Raw genomic sequence first — 24555 nt, 5'->3', positions numbered from 1 at the left:
GCAACCGTAAATCCGGGGGTGGATAGCATAGGCTGTCCACCCCCTTCTTGCAGGATCCGCCCATTTCCACGCCCGCCGGCACCCCGCTTTCGGGGCTGCTCCCCGACCTGGCCCAGCATCAGACGCTGTACGTGGCGCTCGGGCTCGCAGTGCTGGTCTTCGTCGTCGCGCAGCGGATCCCGATCGTTCGAACACTCGTCAATTTCGCGATGACGCTGGTGCTGGTCGGCCTGCTCTTCGTGGCGATCGGGCAGCGCAGCCAGTTCGATCCCTATCTCGGCAAGATCGCCAAGCTTCTGCGGATCGAGGACCAGCAGGTCGTCGGCGGCGAGGTCCGTATCCGCATGGCGGCGGACGGCCATTTCTGGGCGCGGGCGCGGATCGACGGCGTCGAGCGCCGGTTGCTGATCGACAGCGGCGCGACGATCACCGCGCTGTCGACGAAGACCGCGGACGCGGCGGGGATCGATGCGCGGACCAGCGTCGTGCCGATCGTGCTCCAGACCGCCAATGGCGCGATCCCCGCGCAATCGGGCCGGATCCGCGAATTGAAGTTCGGCGCGATCGTCGCTCGCGACCTCCAGGTGGTGGTGTCGCCTGCGTTCGGCGACACGAACGTGCTGGGGATGAACTTCCTGTCGCGCCTCGCGTCGTGGCGGGTCGAGGAGAATGTGCTGATCCTGGTGCCGCATCATCCGCAGAAGGTAGGCGCGTAACGCTTACGACCACACCACCCCGGCGAAGGCCGGGGCCTAATTGGGGGACGTTGCTGATCAGGCGCTGCGTTCCGTTGCCTCGCCCTCCCAATTGGGCCCCGGCCTTCGCCGGGGTGGTGGCAGAGGGTAGGAGTGTCTCTCTAGTTCTACCGTTCCCCCGCGAAGGCGGGGGCCCAGGAATCAAGCAGTGCGCCGCTCCGTTACCCTGGACTCCCGCCTTCGCGGGAGAACAGAGGTTGAGAGTAAAGGCCTTACGGCGCCACCGACTCCCCGAGCGCGCTCTTCAGCACCTCGTTCACCACCGCCGGGTTGGCCTTGCCGCCCATCGCCTTCATCGTCTGCCCGACGAAGAACCCGAACAGCTTGTCCTTGCCGCCGCGGTAATCCGCGACCTTGTCCGCGTTCGCCGCCATCACCTCGGCAATGACCTTCTCGATCGCACCGGTGTCGCTGGTCTGCTTCAACCCGCGATCCTCGACGACCTTCGCCGCGCCGTCGCCGGTCTCGAGCATCACCTCGAACACCTGCTTGGCGAGGCTCCCCGACAGCGTACCGTCGGCGATCAGCCCCAGCAGTTCGGCTGCCTGCGCCGGCGACACCGGCGAGTTCAAAATATCCTTGCCCGTCCGGTTGAGCGCGCCGAACAGCTCCGACGTCGTCCAGTTGGCCGCAGCCGCCGGCTTCACGCCCGCATCGAGCAACGCATCGAACCAGCGCGCCGCCTCGACCTCGGCGGTCAGCACCGTCGCCTGATAGGCGGTGATCCCGAGCGCCTCGTAGCGCGCGCGCTTCGCATCGGGCAGTTCGGGCAGCGACGCGCGGCATTCCTCGAGGAACGCGTCGTCGAGCACGAGCGGCAAGAGATCGGGATCGGGGAAGTAGCGGTAATCATGCGCATCTTCCTTCGACCGCATCGAGCGCGTCTCGTTGCGATCGGGATCGTAGAGCCGCGTCTCCTGCTGGATCTTGCCGCCAGCCTCGAGCACTTCGACCTGGCGCTTGGCCTCCTGCTCGACCACCGCCATCACGAAGCGCACCGAATTGACGTTCTTCGTCTCAGTCCGCGTGCCGAGCTCGTGGCCGGGCTTGCGCACGCTGACATTGACGTCGGCGCGCATCGAGCCCTCTTCCATGTTGCCGTCGCACGATCCGACATAGCGCAGGATCGACCGCAACTTTCGCAGGTAAGCCCCGGTTTCGGCCGGCGATGCGAGATCGGGCTTCGACACGATCTCCATTAGCGCGACGCCCGAGCGATTGAGATCGACATAGGACTGGGTCGGATGCTGATCGTGCATCAGCTTGCCCGCGTCCTGCTCGACATGGATGCGCTGGACGCCGATCCGCTTGCCGGCCGCGTCGGGGTTCTTCTCGTCGAGACTGATGTCGATCGCGCCTTCGCCGACGATCGGATGATAGAGCTGGCTGATCTGATAGCCCTGCGGCAGATCGGCGTAGAAGTAATTCTTCCGGTCGAACCGCGACCACTTATTGATCTGCGCCTCGATCGCCATGCCGGTGCGCACCGCCTGGCGGATGCACTCGCGGTTCGGCACCGGCAGCATGCCGGGCATCGCCGCATCGACGAGGCTGACCTGCGTGTTCGGCTCAGCCCCGAACGCGGTCGCCGCGCCCGAGAACAGCTTGGCGTTCGACGTCACCTGCGCATGGACTTCGAGGCCGATCACGACCTCCCACTCGCCGGTTTCGCCCTGGATACGATAATCGCTCATGTTACCACCAAGCCTCTGGTCGTGCCGTAAATCCTGCCCGCTGTTCGATCGCGAGCCCTGCGTTGAGCACGCCTTGTTCGTCGAGCGGCTTGCCGATGATCTGCAAGCCCAGCGGGAGCCCCTGCTTGTCGAGACCGCCCGGCACCGACATCGCCGGCAGACCCGCCAGCGACGACGGCACGGTGAAGACGTCGTTCAGATACATCGCGATCGGATCGGCCGACTTCTCGCCGAGCGCGAACGCCGCGGAAGGCGCGGTCGGCGTGAGCAGGACGTCGCACGTCTCCCACGCCTTTTCGAAATCGCGCGCGATCAGCGTCCGGACCTTCTGCGCCTGTGTATAATACGCGTCGTAGAAGCCGGCCGACAGCACATAGGTGCCGATCATGATGCGGCGCTTCACCTCGGGGCCGAAGCCGTCCGCGCGCGTCGCGGCGTACATGTCCTGCAGGCCCGAGCCCGCAGGCAGGTCGCGGATGCCGTAGCGCACGCCGTCATAGCGCGCGAGGTTCGACGACGCCTCGGCGGGCGCGATAATGTAATAGGCGGGCAGCGCGTATTTGGTGTGCGGGAGCGAGACCTCGACGATCGTCGCGCCGGCATCCTTCATCCACTCGATGCCCTTCTGCCAGAGCGCCTCGATTTCCTCGGGCATGCCGTCGACGCGGTATTCCTTGGGAATACCGACGCGCAGGCCGACGAGGCTGGCCGACAGACCCGCTTCCCATTTCGGCACGTCGAGCTGGAGCGAGGTGCCGTCCTTCGCGTCGAACCCGGCCATCGCCTCGAGCAGGATCGCGCAGTCGCGCACGTCGCGCGCCATCGGTCCGGCCTGATCGAGCGACGAGGCGAACGCGATCGTCCCCCAGCGCGAGCAGCGGCCATAGGTCGGCTTGATGCCGCTGATGCCGGTAAAGGCGGCGGGCTGGCGGATCGAGCCGCCGGTGTCGGTGCCGGTCGCGCCGGGGCACAGCCGCGCGGCGACAGCCGACGAGGAGCCACCCGACGACCCGCCGGGTGCGAGCGAGGCGTTGCCGCCGTCGTTGCGCTTCCACGGGCTGATCACATTGCCGAACGCGGAGGTCTCGTTCGACGAGCCCATCGCGAACTGGTCCATGTTCAGCTTGCCGAGCATCCCCGCGCCCGCATCCCACAGATTCTGCGAGACCGTCGATTCGTAGGTCGGCGTGAAGCCTTCGAGGATATGGCTCGCCGCGGTCGTCGTGACGCCCTTGGTGCAGAACAGGTCCTTCATGCCGATCGGCACGCCGGCCAGCGGCTTGAGCGTCTCGCCGGCGGCGCGCGCGGTATCGGCGGCGGTGGCGGCGGCGATCGCATGCTCGGGCGTCTCGACCAGGAATGCGTTGAGCGCCTTGGCCTGGCTCACCTTGACGATGAACGCATCGGCGACGTCGCGCGCCGTGAAGCTGCCATCGCGCACGCCGTCGCGGATGCCGGCGATGCCGAGATCGGTAAGGTCGGTCATTATTCGATCACCTTGGGCACGGCGAAGAAGCCGTGCTCTGCCACGGGGGCGTTGGCCAGGACCTGCTCGCGGATATTGCCGCCGGTCAGCGGATCGGCGTTGACGACGTCGTCGCGCAGCCGCAGCGTGTTGGGGATGACGGCGGTCATCGGCTCGACGCCGGTCGTATCGACCTCGCCCAGCATCTCGATCCAGCCAAGGATGTTTCCGAGTTCCGGCGCCATGCGGGCGGCGTCCTCGTCGGTGATCGCGATGCGCGCAAGGCTCGCGATCCGCTTCACGGTTGCAGTATCTACGGACATGAGGCTCGGCTAGCACCGCGCGACGCGAAGGCGCAATATGTTTCCCGTGCGAGATCTAATCCTCCCCCGCCAGGGGGAGGTGGCAGGCGTCAGCCTGACGGAGGGGGAGGAAAGGGAAACCGATGTTCCGTGTCCTCCCCCTCCGTCGCCTTCGGCGCCACCTCCCCCTGGCGGGGGAGGATTGATCGCCCTTCTAGTTCCCCCGCGGAGGCGGGGGCCCACGATTACAGGCGGTATCGCTCGAGACCCTAGGCCCCCGCCTCCGCGGGGGAACCGCGTAGTTCGACGAAAAGCGCCCGTTGCAACCGCCCCCGGCTTGCGGCACGGGAGCCACACCGCCTGCACGGAAGGTCCCGCTTGGCCCGCAAATTCCTCTATTTCGTCGCCGCGATGATCGTTCTCGCGATCGCCGCGCTGCTCGCCTACCGCCTGTTCGGGACCGACATGATCCGCATGGCGATGGTCCCGCGCGCGACGTTCGAGGCGCAGTCCGAAGCCCCGCGCAACATCTATGCGCGCAAGATTATGTGGCTCGCGCGGCCCGACAAGCCCGGCAACCCCGCGCTCTGGACGCCCCCCGGCTATACGCCCGGGCAGCGCGGCACCGGCGCGGCGATCTTCTTCATCCACCCGACATCGTACATCAACCGCGACCATTGGAACGCGCCGATCGACGATCCGGAGACCAATGCGCGTGCCGAACTGTTCCTCCGCGGCCAGGCGAGCGCGTTCAACGAGGCCGGCGACATCTGGGCGCCGCGCTATCGCCAGGCGACGTTCGGCGCATTCCTGACCAGCGCCGCCGAGAGCGAACGCGCGCTCGCGCTCGCATACGGTGACGTCTCGGCGGCGTTCGACCGCTTCCTCAAGGAAGTCGGCCCGACCCGCCCGATCATCCTCGCCGGCCACAGCCAGGGCGGCGCGCACCTCACTCGCCTGCTGCGCGACCGGATCGCGACCGACCCCAAGCTGCGCGCGCGGATAGTCGCCGCCTATGTCGTCGGCTGGCCCGTCTCGCGCACCACCGACCTGCCGCGCATGGGCCTGCCCGAATGCCGCGCCGCCGATCAGACCGGCTGCATCCTGTCCTGGGAGAGTTTCGCCGAGCCCGCCGATCCGTCGCTGATCGTCGACGCCTATGACGCGACGATCGGGTTCGACGGCCGCCCGCGCAAGGGCACGCCGATCGTCTGCACCAACCCGCTGACCGGCACCGCCGACGCGGCCGCGCCCGCGACCGCCAACCTCGGCACATTGGTCCCCGCCGCCGATCTCGCGACCGCGACGATGGCGGTCGGCAGCGTGCCCGCGCGGTGCGCCGACCGCGGCTTCCTGCTGATCGGCGATGGCCCGAACCTTGGGCCCTATGTGCTGCCGGGCAACAACTACCACGTCTACGACTATAGCCTATTCTGGGCGAACGTCGGCGCCGACGCCAACCGCCGCCTGAAGGCCTTCGCGCAATGATCACGCTCTCCGCCGCCCAGTTCCGCGACGCGCTCCCCGATGGCGGCCGGCTGATCGGCCTCGACGTCGGGACCAAGACGATCGGCACCGCTTTGTGCGATGCGGGCTGGTCGTTCGCGAGCCCTGCGCTGCTGATCCGCCGCACCAAGTTCCAGAAGGACAAGGCCGCGCTCGCCGAGATCATCACCGCGCAGAAGGTCGTCGGCCTCGTCATCGGCCTGCCGATCAACCTCGACGGCAGCGAAAGCCCGCGCTCGCAATCGACGCGCGCGTTCGCGCAGAATCTCAAGGACATGGGGCTGCCGATCCTGCTCCAGGACGAGCGCTGGTCGACCGTCGCGGTCACGCGCACGCTGATCGAGCAGGACGCCAGCCGCGCCAAGCGCGCCGAACTCGTCGACAAGATGGCCGCCGCCTACATCCTCCAGGGCGCGATCGACGCGCTGGTGACCGCGCAGATCTGACCCGCCCAATCCTCCCCCGCCAGGGGGAGGTGGCACCGAAGGTGACGGAGGGGGCGGACACGAAACACCAGTCATCGCTCACCGCCCCCTCCGTCTGGCAAGCGCCAGCCACCTCCCCCTGGCGGGGGAGGATTAAGAAGCCAGATCGGCGCGCCTCGAAGGCCTTGCCCCCCGCCCCCACCACCACTATTCCGCGCTTTTAATGCGAACCTCAGATCACCGCCCCGCCGCCCTCATCGAAGGCGGCGCCGTCTTCCCGCACCGGCACCTCACCGGTATCGACGGGCTCCAGCCGCACGAGATCGCGTTCCTGCTCGACGAGGCGGAAACCTGGGTCGAGGCGAACCGCACGCATGCGACGCCCGACAAGCGGCTCGCCGGGCTCACACAGATCAACGCCTTCTTCGAGAACAGCACCCGCACGCTCCTCTCGTTCGAGATCGCCGGCAAGCGGCTGGGCGCGGACGTCGTCAACATGCACGCCGCGCAGTCGAGCGTGAAGAAGGGCGAGACGCTGATCGATACCGCGATGACGCTCAACGCGATGCGCGCCGACGTGATCGTCATCCGCCATATGTCGTCGGGCGCGGTGCGGCTGATCGCGGACAAGGTTGGATGCCCGGTTCTCAACGCGGGCGATGGACGCCACGAGCATCCGACGCAGGCGCTGCTCGATGCGCTGACGATCCGCCGCCGCAAGGGTACGATCGCCGGCCAGCGCGTCGTCATCTGCGGCGACCTCCTGCACAGCCGCGTCGCGCGCTCGAACATCCTCGCGCTCACCGCACTCGCCGCCGAGGTCCGCGTCTGCGCGCCGTCGACGCTGATGCCGGCGATGATCGAGCGGATGGGCGTCACTGCGTTTACCGATTTCGACAAGGCGCTGGAGGGCGCGGACGTGGTCATGATGCTGCGCCTGCAGAACGAGCGGATGGACGGCGCGTACGTCCCCTCCACGCGCGAATACCGGCTGCGCTACGGGCTGACGCTCGATCGCCTCGCAAAGGCCGCGCCCGATGCGCTGGTGATGCACCCCGGCCCGATGAACCGCGGCGTCGAGATCGACTCGGCGGTCGCCGATCATGCGCGCTCGGCGATCACCGAACAGGTCGAGATGGGCGTCGCGGTCCGGATGGCGTGCCTCGACGTGCTGACGCGAAGAGCGCGCGGCGTGGAGGGTTGGGCATGATCCTCGCGCTCACCAACGCGACGCTCGCCTGCCCGGTCGGCGGCGTGATGACGGGCAATCTGCTGGTCCGCGACGGCGCGATCGTCGCAACCGGGATCGTCGACATCCCCGCCGACGCCGAGATCGTCGACTGCGGTGGCAAGACCATCGCGCCGGGAATCGTCGATCTCGGCGTGGCAAAGGTCGATCGCGCCGCGTTCCGCGCGGGCGGCATCGTCCGGATCGGCCTCATGCCCGACCAGTCGCCCGTGCTCGACGATCCCGGCATCGTCCAGCGCGCCGCACTGATCGGCAAGCCCGACCTCTGGATCCACCCGATCGCCGCCGCCACGCGCGGGCTCGAAGGCCACGACCTTGCCGAAATGGCGATCTGCCTGTCGGCGGGTGCGAAGGCGGTCGGCACCGGCCGGCACTGGATCGCCGACAGCGGCGTGATGCGGCGCGTGCTCGCCTATGCGCGCGATCTCGACGTGACGGTCGTCACGCATGCCGAGGATGGCGGGCTCACCGCCGGCGCGGTCGCGACCGAGGGCGAGACCGCGACCCGGCTCGGTCTGCCCGCCGCGCCCGCGGTCGCCGAGGCGCTGGCGATCGCGCGCGACCTGATGCTCGCCGAGGATACCGGCGCGCGGCTGCACATCCGCCAGGTCACGACCGCCGCCGGGTTCGACCTCATCCGCGCGGCCAAGCGCCGCGGCGTCGCCGTGACGTGCGGGATCACGCCCGCGCACCTGCATCTGTCGGAGATCGCGGTCAGCGATTTCCGCTCGTTCGCGCTGCTGTCACCACCGTTGCGCGCGGAGAGCGACCGGCGTGCGGCGCTCGCGGCTATCGCCGACGGGACGATCGACGTGCTGTGCTCGGGCCACGAACCACGCGGGCCGGAAGAGAAGCGGCTGCCGTTCACCGACGCGACCAGCGGCATGGCGGGCGCCGAGACGCTGCTGCCGCTCGCGCTGATGCTGGTGCGCGACGAGCATCTGACGCTGCAGCGCCTGTTCGCGCTGCTGGCGTGCAACCCGGCGCGGGTGCTGGGACTCGATACGGGGACGCTGGAGGTGGGCAAGCCTGCCGACCTGATGCTGTTCGACGGCCAGGCGCCGTGGCAGATCGTCGGCGACGACTTCAAGGCCGAGGCGGGCAATACGCCGTTCGACGGACTGCCCGTGCAGGGCCGCGTGCTGCGGTTGTGGAAGGGTGGCCGCGAGGTTCGGTGAGGCGGGCTCGACCAAGCACCCGAACCACCCCGGCGGAGGCCGGGGCCCAGTTGGAAAGGTCGGCGTAACGGAGCGCCGCCCTCAGTTAACAACGTTCCCCAACTGGACCCCGGCCTTCGCCGGGGTGGTAGCTCTGGACCGCCTGCCCCCTCTTACCGCGAAGCCATCTGCACGCCCGGCTTGCGCAACCACTGCGCCATCATGTCGCCCGCGCCCTGGCGAACGAAGCACGCCCCGCCCTTCGCGCGATACTGACGGCACATCGAGTCCGCAGCCGAACGGCTGAACCCGCCGACGGACAGGCGGTAGAAATCCTCGCCCTTGGCCTTGAACGCCATGCCGTTCGGCGAATGGCCAGCGAGCACCGCGAACCGGCGTGACGCGCGGCCCCACGCATCCTTCGCCACGCCCGCGCTCTCGAACGCGCCGAGCTGCACGTACCAGCTGCCGGGCCCCTGCGGCTTCACCGGATAGGCAGCCGCCGGCGCGGACGCCGCTGCGAGCTTGATCGCCCCCCCAGCCGGGCGAAGCATCATCGCCGGCAGCGCCTGGACGACCTCCTGCCGCGGTCCGAACGTCACCTTCGAAAAACCCGCGGCCGGCGCCGAGGCGACCTCGACACGACCCGCGTCGACAGCCTCGACCGGATCCGCCGACGCCATAGCCTGCGCCGGAACACCCGGTGCGACCCGCGCCGGATTCAGCGCCAGCGCCACCGGCTGCCCCGAATCCGCCGCGGCGCGCACGCCGAGCAGGCTCGCCACCTGGTCCGACGCGGCGGCCGGCTGCGCGAACAGCGCCCATTGCTCGAGCCGCGCATCGACATCCCCCGGCGCCATGTCCGCCGCCGCGACCACGCGTGCCTCCTGCCAGCGGCCCGCCAGGGCGAAGCTCAGCGCGAGATTCTGCCGCACCTTCACGTTCGTCTCGGGCGACCGCGCGACCTCGGTCAGCAGCGCGATCCCGCCCGCGGTATCGCCCGCCAGCGACAGCGCGAGCCCACGATCGAGCGCCGGGATAATCGCCGCCTGCGTCGCCAGCGTCTGTCGTGCCGCCTGCCAGTCGCCGGTCGCGACCTGCGACAGCGCGAGGTTCAGCGCCGCCTTGCCGCTGGTCGGCGACAGCGCGAGCGTATCGGCAAACGCCTGCGAGGCGGACGCGAACCGCCCCCCCTGCAGATAGCTCTGACCGAGCAGCATGCGATACTCCGCCGACTGCGGCATCAGCGCCACCGCGCCTTCTGCGTAGCCGATCGCCGCACCGCCATCGCGCCGGGCCAGCGCGGTCTGCGCCTTGCCCGCATTGGTCGCCGCGCCCTTGGCCGCCGCCACGCCGCTGCGGTCGCCGGCCGAGGCGAGGCTGCCGCCATTGGCGGCGCAGCCGACCATCGTCCCGCCGAGGAGGAGGGCGGAGATACCGCCGAGGAGAAGTGCGCGCGTGTTCATCGCGGAGTATCCCTGTGTCAACATTTGCGTTTGGCCGGCGGTAGCTGCGCAACCAGCGCATCGACCTCCGGCAAGCTGTTCAGAAAGGCGTCGAGCGCCTGCGTGACGAGATATTGCGCAGACCGGCCGGTGACCGCGCTCGCCAGCCGCAGCTGGAGATGCCGCTCGGTCTCGAGCCGCAAGGTGAACGCCACCTTCGCGCCCTTGGCCTTGGCCAGGCTCTCGCGCCCGATCCGTACCGCGGTCGCCGCCGACACGGGCGCGATCGCCACCGGGCGCTCGATCTCGACCTTCAGCGCGGCGCGTTCGACCAGCACCGGCGGCGGCGCCGTGCCCATGTCGTTCCAGCCGAGATCGTCGAGCGCATCGGTCGACGGCACGGTCAGGTCCTGCGGCCGCATCGCCGGGCGCGCGGTGCCCTTTCGCGCCAGCAGCGAGGAGGTCAGCGACGCGAGTGGTTTGGGCTGCGCCATGACGTCAGCCGACCACGCGGCGGCCGAACCCACCGGCGGCAGGACGCTGCCCGACCGCGGTCGGCACGCTGAACACGGTGCGGCGAAAATTCTTCTCGAGCCGGTCGCAGACATAGGTCCACAGCGCCTCGATCTCGGCGGTCGACTTGCTCCTGGCGTCCAGCTCCATGACGGTGCGGCCATCGATCATCGACGACGCGAAGTCGGTGCGCTGGTGGACGATCACCGGTGCGACGGTGCCGTGCTGCGACAGCGCCAGCGTCGCATCGGCGGTGATCCGCGCCTTGGGCGTCGCCGCGTTAACGACGAAGATCAGCGGCTTGCCGGCGCGCGCGCACATGTCGACGGTGGCACCGACCGCACGCAGGTCATGCGGCGACGGCCGGGTCGGCACGACGATCAGCTCGGCGACCTGGATCACGCTCTGGATCGCCATGGTGATTGCTGGCGGCGTATCGATCATCGCCAGCTTGAAGCCCTGTTGCCGGAGGATTTCGAGATCCGCCGCGAGCCGCGAGACTGTGGTCTGCGCGAACGCCGGCTCCTCGGCGGTGCGCTCGTTCCACCAGTCGGACAGCGAGCCCTGCGGATCGATGTCGATCAGCACCACCGGGCCATGCCCCGCCCGCTCCGCCTGGACGGCGAGATGACCCGTCAGGGTCGTCTTCCCCGATCCCCCCTTCTGCGATGCGAACGCTAGAACGCGCATAAGTCCCCAACCCCCTGGCAATCGACGCATATGTGCCATGCGGTGGTCTAAGAACCGGTTAACGGCGCTTCATGATGCGCGCGCGGCGGTGTCGCGGCTGGACGGCGTCGCGATGCCCGCGTCTGTTCTTGCGCAAGCCGTGACCTTTGCCTTGCGCGACGAACGACGGCATGGTGTGGACGAGTTGATGGCGGCGGGCGCGATGGGGTTGGAATGATGACGGTTGGCAAGCTTTTCCTGGGTGCGATCGCGGTGGCGGGGGCGCTCGTCGCCACGCCCGCGCTGGCCGACGTCAAGGCCGGCGTCGACGCCTGGGCCAAGGGCGACTTCCCGCGTGCGATCACCGAATGGCGCCCGCTCGCGATCGCCGGCGATCCCGATGCGCAGTTCAACCTGGCGCAGGCGTACAAGCTCGGCCGCGGCGTTCCGCTCGATCCCGCGCTCGCCGAAAGCTGGTTCCGCAAGGCCGCGTTGCAAGGCCATCTCCAGGCCGGCGACAATTACGGCCTCGCGCTGTTCCAGGCGGGCAAGAAGACCGATGCGCTGCCCTGGCTCGAAAAGTCCGCGGCACGCGGCGAACCGCGCACGCAGCTGGTGCTCGGCACGATGCTGTTCAACGGCGACGGCATCCCGCGCGATTTCCCCCGCGCCTATGCGCTGATGACCCGCGCCTCGGCGTCCGGCCTGCAATCCGCTGCGCAGACGCTGGCGCAGATGGACCAGTATATCTCGTCCACCGATCGCGAAAAGGGCACCGCACTCGCGCAGCGCTATGCATTGCAGGCAAGCTCGGCCACGCCGCCGCGCGAGACGGCGGCGAAGGCAGGCGGACAGGCGAGCGGACGGATCGACGTACCCCCCTCGCGGATCGCCGAGACGCCTCGGCCGACACGTGTGCCGCCAACCGTCACGCCTGCGCCAGCGAAGCCAACCCCCGCAAAGCCGGCCCCTGCGAAAGCCGTTGCGGCAAAGCCCGCCCCCAAGCCTGCCCCCGTCAAAGCCACCGGCAACTGGCGCGTCCAGCTCGGCGCATTCCGCGATCAGAACAATGCCGAGACGCTGTGGAACACGGTCCGCGGCAAGCTTCGCGGCGCCCAGCCCTTCTACCCCAAGGCTGGCGGCGTGACCCGGCTGCAGGCCGGCGGGTTCGCCTCCAAGGCAGACGCGACGCGGGCCTGCTCGGCAGCGCGCGTCCCCTGCGTGATCGTCGCGCCCTGACCTGCAAGCGCCAGGACCGGCGCATGGTCGCGTAACCGACTGCTCCTGACGAGGATGTCCGCATGCTGTTCCTGACCTTGGCCCTGGTGTCCGCGTCGCCGACCTGCACCGATATCAAGCAGCAATGTCGGGCCTGCCCGACCGGCGGGAGCGTGGGCGCCTGCTCGACGGTGGGCATCGCCTGCCAATCGACGCGCCGCATCTGCGTGCCGGCCAAAACCCCGGCGCGTCGGGACCGGACCACCGACAAGAAAGCGCGCTGAGCAAGCCCGAGGCCCCCGCGGCCAATGCCGGATACGCCGCCGCAGGGATCAAATAGCCGGACCAGTCGTTTCGTTTCGACATCGACCGGGAGCTAGATGGATGATTTCGAAGACCTTGGCGCTGGCACTTGCCGGCGCAACGCTGTTGGCCGCCTGTTCTGGCCAGCAGCCTGCAACGACCAATACCGACACGCTGGCGGATAACGGCGTCTCGCTGCGCAACCTCGCCGACACCGACGTCGCAGTCCCCAAGCCCGAGCAGCTGACCGTCAGGGGCCGGCTGATCCCTACCCCGTCCGACCCGACGTCGCGCCATTTCCTGCTGCGCGAGCGGAAAGCCGTCGGCGGCACGATCATCGCGATCCTGCGCCAGGAGCATGACGGCAGGATCGCCTATGCGCGGACCGAGACCGATTGCGCCAACCGCCTGTTCCACGTCCTCGGCGTCGGCCCGAACCGTGCGCTGGTAGAGACCAACATCACGCATGACGGCCCGCTGCGCCCGATCAAGGGCCTGCCGTTGCGTGAGGAACTCGCGACCTATGTCTGCGCAGCGAGCGGTACGCCGCTGGCCAAGGCATAACCCGACTGCGTCCAAACCTGATCCTCCCCCGCCAGGGGGAGGTGGCTGGCTCTTGCCAGACGGAGGGGGAGGAAAGGGCAACAGCTGTTTCGTGTCCGCCCCCTCCGTCGCCTTCGGCGCCACCTCCCCCCGGCGGGGGAGGATCGTACGGGTAGCTAGTCCACAATCCAGTTCCGCCGCGCGATACCCTGCGCATAGAGCAGCGCGGTCAGGTCGCCATGATCCACGCGCGCCGCCGCCGCCGCCGCGACGATCGGTTTCGCGTGATACGCGACCCCTAATCCCGCCGCCTCGATCATCGCCAGATCGTTCGCGCCATCGCCCACCGCGAGCGACTCCGCCACCGCGATTCCCCGCTCCGCGATCGCCGCGTTGAGCGTCGTCAGCTTCGTCGCCGACCCGACGACCGGCTTGGTCACCGTCCCCGTCAGCACGCCACCCGCGACCTCGAGCACATTGGCGATCGCGCGGTCGAAGCCGATCGCCTTGGCCACCGGCTCCGCGAACCGCGTGAACCCGCCCGAGACCAGCACCGCCAGCGCGCCACGCGCCCGCATCGTCCGCACCAGCGGCTTGGCGCCCGGCATGATCGTCACGCGCTCGGCGAGACACCGTTCGATGTCGCTCTCCGCCAGCCCCTTGAGCAGCGCGACGCGCGCATCGAGCGCCGCCTCGAAATCGAGCTCGCCGCGCATCGCACGTTCGGTGATCTCCGCGATCTGCGGCTTGATGCCCGCATAATCCGCGAGTTCGTCGATGCACTCGACGGTGATCATCGTCGAATCCATATCCGCTACCAGCAACGTCTTGGTCCGCGTCAGGCTCGATTGCACGACCACATCGGTCTGCGCGAACGCCCCCTCGAGCGCGCGGCGCGCCGCATCCGGTGCCATCCCGAAGATCAGGTCGGCGGCATCGCCCTCGTCGATCCAGCCGCTCGCGCCCGGTGCGCATCCGGCATCGCGCAGCCGGTCCATCGCGGTCGAAATATCGCCTGCGGTCAGCGTGCCCGAGGCTATAAGCGTTGCCGTGAACATGAATAATCTCCCGAAGGTCGCGCTCATCGCAGGGCCGACCGCGAGCGGCAAGTCCGCGCTCGCGCTCGCCATCGCCGCCGCGCACAACGGCGTCGTCATCAACGCCGATTCCGCGCAGGTCTATGCCGATCTCCGCATCCTGACCGCGCGCCCCTCGGCCGAGGAGGAGGCCAGCGCGCCGCACCGCCTGTTCGGCCATGTCGACGCCGCCGACGCGACCTATTCCGCCGCACGCTGGGCCGCCGAGGCGACGCGCGCGATCGACGCCACGCTCGCGGAGGGCAGGCTGCCGATCCTGGTCGGCGGCACGGGTCTCTACGTCCGCACGTTGCTCGACGGCATCGCCCCCGTCCCCGCGATCGACCCGGCGCTTCGCGAGCAGATCCGCGCGCTCCCCGTCGCCGAGGCGCATGCCGCGCTTGCGCAGCTCGACCCGCCCGCCGCCGCGCGGCTCAACGCGGCCGACACGACACGCGTCGCGCGCGCGCTGGAGGTGGTCCGCGGCACCGGCCGTACGCTCGCCAACTGGCAGACCGAACGGGCGGGCGGCATCGGCGACCGCCTCGACGTCCGCGCGCTCATCCTCATCCCCGACCGCGACTGGCTGAACGCGCGCATCGACCAGCGCTTCGCCGAGATGGCCGAGACGAGCCAAGCGGAAGTTACCGCACTCCTCGCCCGCACCGACATCCCGCAGGACGCGCCGATCCGCCGCGCGATCGGCGTCCCCGAGATCGCCGCGCTAGTCCGCGGCGAGACGTCGTTGACCGACGCGATAGCCGCCGGATCACTCGCCACGCGGCGCTACGCCAAGCGGCAATATACCTGGCTCCGACACCAGCCACCGGCCGCCTGGACGCGCACCGACGCGCGCGATTTTCCAACGCGCCTGCAGCAATTTGAAACTATATTGCTCAAATGATGTTTGACACGCATCTTTTATATCGGTAGCCGCCCCCTCCACGAGGCGCTAAAGGCGGCGCATTCGAAAGGATTATGACGTGATGACCGAGAAGAGTGGAGCCGATATCCTGATCGAGGCGCTGTGCGATCTCGGCGTGGAGGTCGTGTTCGGCTATCCGGGTGGTGCCGTGCTGCCGATCTACGACGCGCTGTTCCGCAGTGGCCGGATCAAGCACATCCTGGTGCGCCACGAACAGGCGGCGACGCACGCGGCGGAGGGCTATGCCCGCTCGACCGGCAAGCCCGGCGTGGTGCTCGTCACCTCCGGCCCCGGTGCGACCAACGCGGTGACCGGGATCACCGACGCGCTGATGGATTCGATCCCGATGGTCGTGATCACCGGCCAGGTGCCGACCGCGCTGATCGGTACCGACGCGTTCCAAGAGGCCGATACCGTCGGCATCACGCGCCATTGCTCGAAGCACAATTATCTCGTGAAGGACCCCGCCCGCCTGGGCGCCGTGATCCACGAGGCGTTCCACATCGCCACCTCGGGTCGCCCGGGGCCGGTGGTCGTCGACATTCCCAAGGACGTGCAGGTCGCCACCGCGCGCTACGCCAAGCCCGGCCCGATCCAGCACAAGACCTATCGCCCGCAGGTGAAGGCCGACCAGTCGCAGATCGAGCAGCTGGTGGACATGCTCGCCGCGGCCGAACGCCCGATCCTGTACACCGGCGGCGGCATCATCAATTCCGGCCCCGCCGCGAGCCAGCTGCTGTGCGAGCTCGTCCGCATCACCGGCGCGCCGGTGACGTCGACGCTGATGGGCCTCGGCGCCTATCCCGCGAGCGGCGAGCAGTGGCTCGGGATGCTCGGGATGCATGGCACCTACGAGGCCAACATGGCGATGAACCAGGCCGACCTCGTCGTCGCGCTCGGCAGCCGGTTCGACGACCGCGTGACCGGACGGCTCGACGCGTTCAGCCCGAACTCGCGCAAGGTGCATATCGACATCGATCGCTCGTCGGTGAACAAGACCGTGCGTGTCGATCTCGGGATCATCGCGGACGTCGGCCATGCGCTCGAGGACATGGTGCGGATCTGGAAGAGCCGCCAGCATCCCAAGCCCGACACGACTGACTGGCAGCGTCGTATCGCCGGCTGGCGCGCGGTGAAGTGCCTCGATTTCCCTGAGAACGACCCGAACGAGATCATGCCGCAGCGCGCGATCCGGGCGCTGTTCGACGCGACGCACGCACGCAACCCCATCATCACCACCGAGGTCGGCCAGCACCAGATGTGGGCGGCGCAGCATTTCGGTTTCGAGAAGCCGAACAAGTGGCTGACCAGCGGCGGTCTCGGCACGATGGGGTACGGCCTGCCCGCCGCGATCGGCGCGCAGCTCGGCAACCCGAACGCGCTGGTGATCGACATCGCCGGCGAGGCGTCGATCCAGATGAACATCCAGGAGCTGGCGACGGCCTCGCAATACCGGTTGCCGGTGAAGATCTTCATCCTCAACAACCAGTATATGGGCATGGTCCGCCAGTGGCAGGAACTCACCTATGAGAGCCGCTATGCCGAGAGCTATTCGGATTCGCTGCCCGATTTCGTGAAGCTGGGCGAGGCTTACGGTTGGAAAGGCATCCTGATCGAGACGCGCGACCAGCTCGACAGCGGGATTGCGGAGATGCTGGCCCATGACGGCCCGGTGATCGTCGATTGCCGCGTGTCGCAGCTGACCAACTGCTTCCCGATGATTCCGAGCGGAGCGGCGCATACCGACATGATCCTGCAGGCGAACGAAGTGTCGGGCACGATGGACGACGAAGCGAAGGCGCTGGTGTGATGATTGTCAGGATCGCAACTGAATTCCCCTCCCGCCTGCGGGAGGGGTTAGGGGAGGGCCTGATGGACAGATCGTCGGCAGCCCTCGCCTCCCCTCCCCCGACCCCTCCCGCAAGCGGAAGGGGAGAGTAAAAAAACCATGCACATATCCCAGGAAAAGGCCGAGCGGCATACGCTCGCCGTCATCGTCGACAACGAACCCGGCATCCTCGCCCGGATCGCCGGCCTGTTCACCGCGCGCGGCTATAATATCGAGAGCCTGACCGTGTCGGAGATCACCGCCGACAAGGCGGTCAGCCGCATCACGATCGTCACCAGCGCGTCGCCGGCGACGATGGAGCAGATCCTCGCGCAGCTCGACCGGCTCGTCCCCGTCCACAAGGTCACCGACCTGACCGCACAGGGCGCGCACGTCGAACGCGAGCTGGCGCTGGTCAAGGTGCGCGGCACCGGCGACCACCGGATCGAGGCACTCCGCCTCGCCGACGTCTATCGCGCACGCGTTGTGGATGCGACGACGTCGAGCTTCGTGTTCGAGGTGACCGGCGGGATCGACAAGATCGACAAGTTCGTCGAACTCATGGGCGAAGTCGGTCTGATCGAGGTCGCCCGAACCGGCATCGTCGCGATCGCCCGCGGCAAAGAGCCGGCCTGAATTAACACCCGACCACGATTTTTACCGAAGCCCGTCGCCCCCACTCCGTCACCCCAGCGAACGCTGGGGTCTCCCCGCGGCTCCTGTCCCCAAGAGCCGCATGAGATACCAGCGTTCGCTGGTATGACGGATGTGCGGGCGTCGAAGCTTCCCAATGCAACGCTTCAAGAAAGGACTCCCCCAATGCGTGTCTATTACGATCGCGACGCCGACCTGAACCTGATCACCGACAAGAAGATCGCGATCGTCGGTTACGGCTCGCAGGGCCATGCGCATGCGCAGAACCTGCGCGATTCGGGCGTCAAGGACGTCGCGATCGCGCTGCGCGAAGGATCGCCCACCGCCAAGAAGGCGATCGAGGCCGGCTTCGCGGTCAAGTCGAACGCCGAGGCGGCCGCCTGGGCGGACATCGTCATGATCCTCGCCCCCGACGAGCATCAGGCCGCGATCTACGCGACCGACCTGCACGACAATCTGAAGCAGGGTGCGACGATCGCGTTCGCGCACGGCCTCAACGTCCATTTCGGCCTGATCGAGCCGCGCGCCGATCTCGACGTCATCATGATCGCGCCCAAGGGCCCCGGCCACACCGTGCGCAGCGAATATGTCCGCGGCGGCGGCGTCCCCTGCCTGATCGCGATCGACCAGGACAAGTCGGGCAACGCGCACGACATCGCGCTCGCTTATGCCAGTGGCGTCGGCGGCGGTCGCTCGGGCATCATCGAGACCAACTTCCGCGAGGAATGCGAGACCGATCTGTTCGGCGAGCAGGCCGTGCTCTGCGGCGGCATCACCCACCTGATCCAGGCCGGGTTCGAGACGCTGACCGAAGCCGGCTACGCGCCCGAAATGGCCTATTTCGAGTGCCTGCACGAGACCAAGCTGATCGTCGACCTGCTCTATGAGGGCGGGATCGCCAACATGCGCTACTCGATCTCGAACACTGCGGAATATGGCGACATCACCACGGGCCCGCGGATCATCACCTCGGAGACCAAGGCTGAGATGAAGCGCGTGCTGGCCGACATCCAGTCGGGCCGCTTCGTGAAGAACTTCATCCTCGACAACCGCGCCGGCCAGCCCGAGCTGAAGGCCGCCCGCAAGCAGGCGCTGGCGCATCCGATCGAGAAGATCGGCAGCGAGCTGCGCGGGATGATGCCGTGGATCGGGAAGAACGCTTTGGTCGACAAGGCGAAGAACTGACGCGAACGCGCGATAGCGCGTGAGCGCGGCCGGCGCGACGGAGCCCGCCCACAGGGCGCGGCTTCGCCGTGGCCGACGGGCGGGCGCGGAGAGTGCGCTTCGGTTGCCCCAACACCCTCACTCCACCCCGGCGAAGGCCGGGGTCCAATTGGAAAGGTTGTAGTAACGGAGAACGATCCTCCGTTACCGACGCCCCCCAATTGGGCCCCGGCCTTCGCCGGGGTGGTGGCGTTTTGGGGGTAAGCGCTCCTCTCCCCCACCACTCCCGCTCCTGCACCACTCCTCCTCCGACACCACTCCCGTTCCCTGCTACCCTCGCTCCCGCTACCCCCCCCCCCCCCAGCCGCCCTTGTTCCCCCGCGAAGGCGGGGGCCCAGGGTCTCGGGCAGTGATCGTGGTTTAGCTGGGCCCCCGCATCCGCGGGGGAACAAGCTACCCCCCCACCGACCCAAATCCGAAACACAGCGTTGGCATAACGCCGTTTGACGCAGCGCAGCCGCTCGGCCAGCATCGCGCCTCAAACAGGAGACCCCGCATGCGCCTAGTCCTAGCCACGATCCTCGCCCTCACCGCCGCGCCGGTATTGGCCCAGACCGCCGCCGTCCCCGGCGCCCCCGTCAAGGCGCGCGTCGCCGCCGGTACCTATGCCGTCGACCCCAACCACACTCAGGTCACGTGGCAGGTCAACCACATGGGCTTCTCGATGCTCGAAGGGCAGTTTGGCGCGTCGGGCGGCAGCATCACGATCGATCCCGCCAAGCCGAACGCGACCAAGGTCGAGGTCAATTTCGCGATCGACCAGCTTTCGGTGACCGCCGCCCCGTTTGCGGGCCATCTGAAGTCGAAGGACTTCTTCGACGCCGCGACCTACCCGACCGCCAAGTTCGTCTCGACCAAGGTCGTAGCGACCGGCGACAAGGCGACGATCACCGGTGATCTGACGATCAAGGGCGTCACCAAGCCGGTCGTGCTGCAGGCCACGTTCGTCGGCGCCGGCGCGAACCCGATGAACAAGAAGCTGAACTTCGGCTTCCGCGCGACGACCTCGATCAAGCGTAGCGATTTCAACATCGGTGCCTATGCCCCCGTCGTGTCCGACAAGGTCGACCTGACGATCAACGCGGCCTTCGCTGCGCAATAATACGTAACCCTGCCCTATCGCGCTGGACATTTACCGTGTCCGCGCGATAGGGAAGACGCAATGTCTCACGGTCGCCTCCTGCTGCTTCGACTTACGCGCCCTTAGGCGCGCCGATCGTTTGCGTGGTGGCCAGCCCCCGCGCCTCGCGCCTAAGGGCTGACCCGAACGCTCCCGATCACGAGAGACACGAGCCATGCTGCGCGACCCATCGACCAAATACCGACCCTTCCCGCAAATCGACCTGCCCGACCGCCAATGGCCGTCGAAGACGATCGTCAAGCCGCCGCGCTGGCTGTCGACCGATCTTCGCGACGGTAACCAGGCGCTGATCGACCCGATGGATGCCGAGAAAAAGACTCGCTTCTTTGACCTGCTCTGCAAGGTGGGGCTGAAGGAGATCGAGGTCGGTTTCCCGAGCGCGGGCGCGACCGAATTCGACTTCATCTCCGGCTTGGTGAAGACCGGCCGGATCCCCGACGACGTGTCGATCCAGGTGCTGACGCAGTCGCGCCGCGACCTGATCGAGACGAGCTTTGCCAGCCTCGTCGGCGCGAAGACCGCGATCGTCCATCTCTACAACGCGGTCAGCCCGGCGTGGCGCAAGATCGTGTTCGGCATGGACCGCGCGCAGGTGAAGCAGATCGCGATCGACGGCGCCAAGGTGCTGCGCGACGAGGCCGCCAAGCAGCCGAACGTCCGCTGGCAGTTCGAATATTCGCCCGAGACCTTCTCGACCGCCGAGCTCGAGTTCAGCCTCGAGGTCTGCGAGGCGGTGATGGACGTGCTGATGCCGACGCCCGACAACCCGATCATCTTCAACCTGCCCGCCACCGTGGAATGCGCGACGCCGAACATCTATGCCGACCAGATCGAATGGTTCGGCCGCCACATCCGGAATCGTGACTCGGTCGCGATCAGCCTGCACACGCACAACGATCGCGGCACCGGCGTCGCCGCCGCCGAGCTCGGCATGATGGCGGGGGCGGACCGCGTCGAGGGCTGCCTGCTCGGCAATGGCGAGCGCACGGGCAATTGCGATCTCGTGACCGTCGCGCTCAACATGTACACGCAAGGCGTCGACCCGAAGCTCGACCTGTCGGACATCGACGGCGTCGTAAACACGGTCAACTACTGCACCAACATCCCCGTCCACCCGCGCACGCCCTATGCCGGCGATCTCGTCTTCACCGCGTTTTCGGGGTCTCATCAGGACGCGATCAAGAAGGGGTTCGCCGCGCAGGAGGCGAAGAACGACACGCTGTGGGAAGTCCCCTACCTCCCGATCGATCCCGCCGATCTCGGCCGCAGCTACGAGGCGGTGATCCGCGTCAATTCGCAGTCGGGCAAGGGCGGCGTCGCCTGGGTGATCGAGCAGGACAAGGGGCTGAAGCTGCCCAAGCGGCTCCAGGCCGATTTCAGCCGTCATGTGCAGGCCTATGCCGACGAGACGAGCCGCGAACTGAACGCGGCGGACATCTGGGGCCTGTTCGAGCGGACATACATGCCGCAGGCGAACGACCGCGTCGAACTGCGTGATTACGAGGAAAGCGGCACCGCGGGCCAGCGCGTCTTCATCGGCCGCGTGGCGATCGATGGCGAGGAGCGGTCGATCTCGGGCCGCGGCAACGGGCTGATCTCGGGCGTGATCGCGGCGATCGCGGAGTCGACCGGCCCAACGCTCGACGTCGTGGATTATAACGAGCACGCGATCGGCCACGGCGCCGACGCGCAAGCCGCGGCCTATGTCGAATGCCGGACCGCGGCGGGCAAGACGGTGTTCGGCGTCGGCATGGACACCGACATCGCGACCGCCTCGGTCCGCGCCGTCCTCAGCGCCGCCAACCGCGCCTGACACCGAAAAGGGCGGCCACCGGTCAAGCCGGTGGCCGTTCCCTCAGGCGAGCTTCGCCAGCAGCATCTTTGCCGCGTCTTCTGACGAGGCGGGGTTCTGCCCGGTGATCAACAAGCCGTCCTCGACGACATGCACGCCCCAGTCCGCGGTCTTCGAATAGCGGCCACCCTGCTGCGTGAGCATATCCTCGACGAGGAACGGCACGATATCGCTGAGCCCAACGGCCGCCTCTTCGGTATTGGTGAAGCCGGTGACCGTCTTCCCCTTGACGAGCGGCGACCCATCGGCCACCTTCACGTCGCGGAGCACGCCGGGCGCATGACAGACCAGCGCGACGGGCTTGCCCGCGGCGATGGTCGTCTCGATCAGCGCGATCGATGCCTTATCGTTGGCGAGATCCCAGAGCGGGCCGTGTCCACCCGGATAGAACACCGCGTCGAAGTCGGCGATCTTCATCTCGGACAGTTTCCGCGTGTCGGCGAGCGCCGCGCTGGCCTCGGCATCCGCCTCGAACCGACGCGTCGCATCGGTCTGCGCGTCGGGCTTCGCGCTGCTCGGATCGAGCGGCGGCTGGCCACCCGCCGGCGAGGCGAGCGTGATTGATACGCCGGCATCCTTGAACACGTAATAGGGTGCGGCAAGCTCCTCGAGCCAGAAGCCGGTCTTGCGGCCGGTATCGCCGAGATCGGCATGCGAGGTGAGAACGACGAGAATGTTCACCATAAGTCTCCGGATAAGGGGGGTATGGGGAGGGAACGAACCGGCTTCAGGATCGGCGCCGCTCTCGGTAACCAAATGCGCCCGATCGTGGGACTATCGCTTCGACTAGATCGCGCGTTCCCGCACGATACGGCACCCGATCGCGGCGTCTGGGTAGATATCGGTCTTCATCGTCTCGACCTCAACCCGCCGCACCCGTGAGTCACCAAGGCACAGCGCCGCGATCGCCTCGCACAATGTCTCCTGCAACGCGAACGGTCGCTCCGCCGCCATCGCAAGGATCCCCTCGCGGACGAAGTCGTAATCGAGCACCTCGCCGATCGCATCCTCGCCGAGCCGCCCCGGATACACGACTGTCATCTCGACCGAGACGACCACGCGCTGCGGCGCCACCTCGTGCGGATGAATCCCCAGCCGCATCATCACCTCGAGCCCGTCGAGGATCGTCGTGAACTCAGCCATGCCGCCCCTCAAACATCACGTCGCCATCACGCGCCAGAAACCGCTGCCCGCAATCGACGAACACCATTTGCCCGGTCACGCCCTGTGCGCCAAGCAGCCACGCGACCGCGTCCGCCACCGCTTGCGCACCGACCGGCCGCTTCAGCAGATTGTCGCTCGCCACCGCCGCAAACTCGGCATCGGTCTGGTCGCCGCTTGGCAGCGTCAGCCCCGGTGCCACCGCATTGACGCTGATCCGCGGCCCCAGCGCCTGCGCCAGCATCACCGTCGCCCCCTCCAGCGCGATCTTGCCGCAGCTATAGGAGAAGAAGTCGGGATTGAGATTCGCCACCTTCTGGTCGAGCAGATTGACGATCGCGCCATCGCGCACGTCCTCCTGCGACGCCAGCGCCGAGGCCAGCAGCACCGGCGCCCCGCAGTTGATCGCGGCCAGCTCCGCAAACAGCGCCGGATCGACCGCCGGCGGCCGGTCGAACTCGAACTTCGACGCGCAGTTCACCAGCCCGTCGATCGCCCCCCCGATCGCAGCCCGCGCCGCCGCGAACAGGTCGCCGATCGCACCGAGATCGCCCAGATCCCCCTCGACCGCCGCCGCGCGTCCGCCCGTCGCGACGATCTCGTCGACCAGCGCAGCGGCCTCGCCAGGCGAATGCCCCTGATGCACGACCACCGCATGCCCGTCCGCCGCCAGCCGACGGGCGATCGCCGCGCCCAGCCGCTTCGCCCCGCCCGTCACCAGGACGGTTCGGCTCATGCGCGCGCGCCCATCAGCGACAGCACTTCCTTGCGGCTGCGCTCATCGTCGCGGAACACGCCCATCATCCGGCTCGTGACCATCGTCACCCCCGGAGTCCGCACCCCGCGCGCGGCCATGCAGGCATGAGTCGCCTCGATCACCACCGCGACGCCCTGCGGCTTGAGATTGTCCCAGATGCAATCCGCGACCTCCGCGGTCAGCCGCTCCTGGACCTGCAACCGCCGCGCAAAGCCGTGCAGCACGCGCGCGAGCTTCGAGATGCCGACGACATGGTTCTTGGGCAGGTACGCGATGTGCGCCTTGCCGATGATCGGCGCCATGTGATGCTCGCAATGTGACTGGAACGGAATGTCCTTGAGCAGCACGATCTCGTCATAACCGCCGACTTCCTCGAACACGCGTTCGAGATGCCTGGCGGGATCGTCGCCATAGCCCGCGCAATATTCCTTCCACGCACGTGCAACACGCCGCGGCGTATCGAGCAGCCCCTCACGGGTCGGATCGTCCCCCGCCCAGCGGATGAGCGTGCGGATCGCCGACGCTACGTCTTCGGGCACAATCGGCTTGCCATCGGGACCCACTTGGTTGGCGACCGCGGACCAGTCCTCTGCCCCGCCCGTTTCATCCCGCATCGCAACACCCTTTATCTACATACCCAAACATCGGAACATGGGTCCTCTTTTGCAACTGTTTCATTTGAGCAACGCCGCG

26 protein-coding genes are annotated in these 24555 nt (G+C 67.9%); 15 read left to right on the top strand and 11 right to left on the bottom strand.

What is annotated here, in order from left to right:
- Positions 1-47: 47 nt before the first annotated feature.
- The gene (locus C8J26_RS11850) at positions 48-716 is read left to right on the top strand and encodes a retropepsin-like aspartic protease family protein (RefSeq protein WP_244185272.1); all 669 of its coding nucleotides are present in this window, start codon (positions 48-50) and stop codon (positions 714-716) included.
- A gap of 251 nt (positions 717-967) precedes the next feature.
- Here C8J26_RS11850 and gatB read toward each other — a convergent pair whose 3' ends face one another.
- Genes gatB through gatC form a run of 3 tightly spaced genes read right to left on the bottom strand, consistent with a single transcriptional unit; the run spans position 968 to position 4237 of the window.
- Positions 968-2449 carry an Asp-tRNA(Asn)/Glu-tRNA(Gln) amidotransferase subunit GatB gene (gene gatB, locus C8J26_RS11845; protein ID WP_107958286.1) on the bottom strand — a complete coding sequence of 494 codons (1482 nt, stop codon included), beginning with the start codon at positions 2447-2449 and terminating at the stop codon, positions 968-970.
- A 1-nt stretch (position 2450) separates the two neighbouring features.
- Positions 2451-3935 carry an Asp-tRNA(Asn)/Glu-tRNA(Gln) amidotransferase subunit GatA gene (gene gatA / locus C8J26_RS11840; RefSeq protein ID WP_107958284.1) on the bottom strand — a complete coding sequence of 495 codons (1485 nt, stop codon included), beginning with the start codon at positions 3933-3935 and terminating at the stop codon, positions 2451-2453.
- Positions 3935-4237 carry an Asp-tRNA(Asn)/Glu-tRNA(Gln) amidotransferase subunit GatC gene (gatC, locus tag C8J26_RS11835; RefSeq protein WP_031396405.1) on the bottom strand — a complete coding sequence of 101 codons (303 nt, stop codon included), beginning with the start codon at positions 4235-4237 and terminating at the stop codon, positions 3935-3937. Before gatC ends, gatA begins: the two co-directional genes overlap by 1 nt.
- Positions 4238-4594: 357 nt before the next feature.
- Between gatC and C8J26_RS11830 the strand changes: the two genes are divergently transcribed.
- The 4 genes from C8J26_RS11830 to C8J26_RS11815 all read left to right on the top strand — a co-directional run bounded on the left by C8J26_RS11830 (position 4595) and on the right by C8J26_RS11815 (position 8574).
- Entirely contained in the window at positions 4595-5704 is a 1110-nt protein-coding gene (locus C8J26_RS11830; RefSeq protein ID WP_107958282.1) for a DUF3089 domain-containing protein, read from the top strand.
- Positions 5701-6168: a Holliday junction resolvase RuvX gene (gene ruvX / locus C8J26_RS11825; RefSeq protein WP_055872724.1), complete on the top strand. Its 468-nt coding sequence runs from the start codon at positions 5701-5703 to the stop codon at positions 6166-6168. Before C8J26_RS11830 ends, ruvX begins: the two co-directional genes overlap by 4 nt.
- Positions 6169-6370: 202 nt before the next feature.
- Positions 6371-7357 carry an aspartate carbamoyltransferase catalytic subunit gene (locus tag C8J26_RS11820; RefSeq protein WP_107958280.1) on the top strand — a complete coding sequence of 329 codons (987 nt, stop codon included), beginning with the start codon at positions 6371-6373 and terminating at the stop codon, positions 7355-7357.
- The gene (locus tag C8J26_RS11815; RefSeq protein ID WP_107958278.1) at positions 7354-8574 is read left to right on the top strand and encodes a dihydroorotase; all 1221 of its coding nucleotides are present in this window, start codon (positions 7354-7356) and stop codon (positions 8572-8574) included. The genes C8J26_RS11820 and C8J26_RS11815 overlap by 4 nt, the downstream gene beginning before the upstream one ends.
- Positions 8575-8726: 152 nt before the next feature.
- Here C8J26_RS11815 and C8J26_RS11810 read toward each other — a convergent pair whose 3' ends face one another.
- Genes C8J26_RS11810 through C8J26_RS11800 form a run of 3 tightly spaced genes read right to left on the bottom strand, consistent with a single transcriptional unit; the run spans position 8727 to position 11201 of the window.
- Positions 8727-10019: an SPOR domain-containing protein gene (locus C8J26_RS11810; protein WP_107958276.1), complete on the bottom strand. Its 1293-nt coding sequence runs from the start codon at positions 10017-10019 to the stop codon at positions 8727-8729.
- 17 nt (positions 10020-10036) lie between these two features.
- Entirely contained in the window at positions 10037-10492 is a 456-nt protein-coding gene (locus C8J26_RS11805) for a hypothetical protein (RefSeq protein WP_107958274.1), read from the bottom strand.
- Between the two features lie 4 nt (positions 10493-10496).
- Positions 10497-11201 carry a ParA family protein gene (locus C8J26_RS11800; protein WP_056411350.1) on the bottom strand — a complete coding sequence of 235 codons (705 nt, stop codon included), beginning with the start codon at positions 11199-11201 and terminating at the stop codon, positions 10497-10499.
- Between the two features lie 37 nt (positions 11202-11238).
- Between C8J26_RS11800 and C8J26_RS11795 the strand changes: the two genes are divergently transcribed.
- From C8J26_RS11795 to C8J26_RS11780, 4 genes are all read left to right on the top strand, one after another.
- Positions 11239-11418 (top strand): hypothetical protein, encoded by a 180-nt coding sequence (locus C8J26_RS11795; protein ID WP_107958272.1) that lies wholly within the window; start codon positions 11239-11241, stop codon positions 11416-11418.
- Positions 11415-12419 carry an SPOR domain-containing protein gene (locus C8J26_RS11790; protein WP_341871502.1) on the top strand — a complete coding sequence of 335 codons (1005 nt, stop codon included), beginning with the start codon at positions 11415-11417 and terminating at the stop codon, positions 12417-12419. Before C8J26_RS11795 ends, C8J26_RS11790 begins: the two co-directional genes overlap by 4 nt.
- Before the next feature lie 62 nt (positions 12420-12481).
- Positions 12482-12682, top strand: coding sequence for a hypothetical protein (locus C8J26_RS11785; RefSeq protein ID WP_107958270.1), 201 nt, complete (start codon positions 12482-12484; stop codon positions 12680-12682).
- A gap of 100 nt (positions 12683-12782) precedes the next feature.
- A complete protein-coding gene (locus tag C8J26_RS11780; RefSeq protein WP_107958268.1) occupies positions 12783-13265 on the top strand; it encodes a hypothetical protein in 483 nt (160 codons plus the stop codon).
- A gap of 155 nt (positions 13266-13420) precedes the next feature.
- Here C8J26_RS11780 and serB read toward each other — a convergent pair whose 3' ends face one another.
- Complete coding sequence (gene serB, locus C8J26_RS11775; protein WP_107958266.1) at positions 13421-14302, bottom strand: phosphoserine phosphatase SerB; 882 nt, start codon at positions 14300-14302, stop codon at positions 13421-13423.
- Between serB and miaA the strand changes: the two genes are divergently transcribed.
- From miaA to leuA, 6 genes are all read left to right on the top strand, one after another.
- Entirely contained in the window at positions 14301-15224 is a 924-nt protein-coding gene (gene miaA, locus C8J26_RS11770; protein WP_208631383.1) for a tRNA (adenosine(37)-N6)-dimethylallyltransferase MiaA, read from the top strand. The two genes, serB and miaA, sit on opposite strands and share 2 nt — an antisense overlap.
- 82 nt (positions 15225-15306) lie before the next feature.
- Positions 15307-17055 (top strand): acetolactate synthase 3 large subunit, encoded by a 1749-nt coding sequence (locus C8J26_RS11765; RefSeq protein WP_107958264.1) that lies wholly within the window; start codon positions 15307-15309, stop codon positions 17053-17055.
- A gap of 138 nt (positions 17056-17193) precedes the next feature.
- On the top strand, positions 17194-17709 hold the full coding sequence (ilvN, locus tag C8J26_RS11760; protein ID WP_031395186.1) for an acetolactate synthase small subunit: 516 nt from the start codon (positions 17194-17196) through the stop codon (positions 17707-17709).
- Positions 17710-17892: 183 nt separating this feature from the next.
- Positions 17893-18912, top strand: coding sequence for a ketol-acid reductoisomerase (gene ilvC, locus C8J26_RS11755; protein ID WP_031439771.1), 1020 nt, complete (start codon positions 17893-17895; stop codon positions 18910-18912).
- A 535-nt stretch (positions 18913-19447) separates the two neighbouring features.
- Complete coding sequence (locus C8J26_RS11750; RefSeq protein WP_107958262.1) at positions 19448-20053, top strand: YceI family protein; 606 nt, start codon at positions 19448-19450, stop codon at positions 20051-20053.
- Positions 20054-20246: 193 nt separating this feature from the next.
- Entirely contained in the window at positions 20247-21905 is a 1659-nt protein-coding gene (gene leuA / locus C8J26_RS11745; protein ID WP_107958260.1) for a 2-isopropylmalate synthase, read from the top strand.
- A 42-nt stretch (positions 21906-21947) separates the two neighbouring features.
- Here leuA and C8J26_RS11740 read toward each other — a convergent pair whose 3' ends face one another.
- The 4 genes from C8J26_RS11740 to folE all read right to left on the bottom strand — a co-directional run bounded on the left by C8J26_RS11740 (position 21948) and on the right by folE (position 24476).
- Entirely contained in the window at positions 21948-22625 is a 678-nt protein-coding gene (locus C8J26_RS11740; protein ID WP_107958903.1) for a type 1 glutamine amidotransferase domain-containing protein, read from the bottom strand.
- A gap of 105 nt (positions 22626-22730) precedes the next feature.
- Entirely contained in the window at positions 22731-23087 is a 357-nt protein-coding gene (locus C8J26_RS11735; protein ID WP_107958258.1) for a dihydroneopterin aldolase, read from the bottom strand.
- On the bottom strand, positions 23080-23841 hold the full coding sequence (locus C8J26_RS11730; RefSeq protein WP_107958256.1) for an SDR family NAD(P)-dependent oxidoreductase: 762 nt from the start codon (positions 23839-23841) through the stop codon (positions 23080-23082). Before C8J26_RS11730 ends, C8J26_RS11735 begins: the two co-directional genes overlap by 8 nt.
- Positions 23838-24476 carry a GTP cyclohydrolase I FolE gene (gene folE, locus C8J26_RS11725; protein ID WP_107958254.1) on the bottom strand — a complete coding sequence of 213 codons (639 nt, stop codon included), beginning with the start codon at positions 24474-24476 and terminating at the stop codon, positions 23838-23840. Before folE ends, C8J26_RS11730 begins: the two co-directional genes overlap by 4 nt.
- Between the last annotated feature and the right edge of the window lie 79 nt (positions 24477-24555).

This window comes from Sphingomonas aurantiaca (assembly GCF_003050705.1).
Lineage (GTDB): Bacteria > Pseudomonadota > Alphaproteobacteria > Sphingomonadales > Sphingomonadaceae > Sphingomonas > Sphingomonas aurantiaca.
This window is presented reverse-complemented; position numbering and strand designations above follow the sequence as displayed.

Excerpts from the sequence above, each read along its gene's own strand:
- C8J26_RS11735 (WP_107958258.1), bottom strand. The coding sequence starts at position 23,087 with ATGGCTGAGTTCACGACGATCCTCGACGGGCTCGAGGTGATGATGCGG.
- C8J26_RS11815 (WP_107958278.1), top strand. The coding sequence starts at position 7,354 with ATGATCCTCGCGCTCACCAACGCGACGCTCGCCTGCCCGGTCGGCGGC.
- C8J26_RS11780 (WP_107958268.1), top strand. The coding sequence starts at position 12,783 with ATGATTTCGAAGACCTTGGCGCTGGCACTTGCCGGCGCAACGCTGTTG.
- C8J26_RS11750 (WP_107958262.1), top strand. The coding sequence starts at position 19,448 with ATGCGCCTAGTCCTAGCCACGATCCTCGCCCTCACCGCCGCGCCGGTA.
- C8J26_RS11805 (WP_107958274.1), bottom strand. The coding sequence starts at position 10,492 with ATGGCGCAGCCCAAACCACTCGCGTCGCTGACCTCCTCGCTGCTGGCG.
- gatC (WP_031396405.1), bottom strand. The coding sequence starts at position 4,237 with ATGTCCGTAGATACTGCAACCGTGAAGCGGATCGCGAGCCTTGCGCGC.
- C8J26_RS11730 (WP_107958256.1), bottom strand. The coding sequence starts at position 23,841 with ATGAGCCGAACCGTCCTGGTGACGGGCGGGGCGAAGCGGCTGGGCGCG.
- miaA (WP_208631383.1), top strand. The coding sequence starts at position 14,301 with ATGAATAATCTCCCGAAGGTCGCGCTCATCGCAGGGCCGACCGCGAGC.
- C8J26_RS11800 (WP_056411350.1), bottom strand. The coding sequence starts at position 11,201 with ATGCGCGTTCTAGCGTTCGCATCGCAGAAGGGGGGATCGGGGAAGACG.
- C8J26_RS11785 (WP_107958270.1), top strand. The coding sequence starts at position 12,482 with ATGCTGTTCCTGACCTTGGCCCTGGTGTCCGCGTCGCCGACCTGCACC.
- ilvN (WP_031395186.1), top strand. The coding sequence starts at position 17,194 with ATGCACATATCCCAGGAAAAGGCCGAGCGGCATACGCTCGCCGTCATC.
- gatA (WP_107958284.1), bottom strand. The coding sequence starts at position 3,935 with ATGACCGACCTTACCGATCTCGGCATCGCCGGCATCCGCGACGGCGTG.
- C8J26_RS11790 (WP_341871502.1), top strand. The coding sequence starts at position 11,415 with ATGATGACGGTTGGCAAGCTTTTCCTGGGTGCGATCGCGGTGGCGGGG.
- C8J26_RS11795 (WP_107958272.1), top strand. The coding sequence starts at position 11,239 with ATGCGGTGGTCTAAGAACCGGTTAACGGCGCTTCATGATGCGCGCGCG.
- leuA (WP_107958260.1), top strand. The coding sequence starts at position 20,247 with ATGCTGCGCGACCCATCGACCAAATACCGACCCTTCCCGCAAATCGAC.
- folE (WP_107958254.1), bottom strand. The coding sequence starts at position 24,476 with ATGCGGGATGAAACGGGCGGGGCAGAGGACTGGTCCGCGGTCGCCAAC.
- ruvX (WP_055872724.1), top strand. The coding sequence starts at position 5,701 with ATGATCACGCTCTCCGCCGCCCAGTTCCGCGACGCGCTCCCCGATGGC.
- C8J26_RS11820 (WP_107958280.1), top strand. The coding sequence starts at position 6,371 with ATGCGAACCTCAGATCACCGCCCCGCCGCCCTCATCGAAGGCGGCGCC.
- serB (WP_107958266.1), bottom strand. The coding sequence starts at position 14,302 with ATGTTCACGGCAACGCTTATAGCCTCGGGCACGCTGACCGCAGGCGAT.
- C8J26_RS11810 (WP_107958276.1), bottom strand. The coding sequence starts at position 10,019 with ATGAACACGCGCGCACTTCTCCTCGGCGGTATCTCCGCCCTCCTCCTC.
- ilvC (WP_031439771.1), top strand. The coding sequence starts at position 17,893 with ATGCGTGTCTATTACGATCGCGACGCCGACCTGAACCTGATCACCGAC.
- gatB (WP_107958286.1), bottom strand. The coding sequence starts at position 2,449 with ATGAGCGATTATCGTATCCAGGGCGAAACCGGCGAGTGGGAGGTCGTG.
- C8J26_RS11765 (WP_107958264.1), top strand. The coding sequence starts at position 15,307 with ATGACCGAGAAGAGTGGAGCCGATATCCTGATCGAGGCGCTGTGCGAT.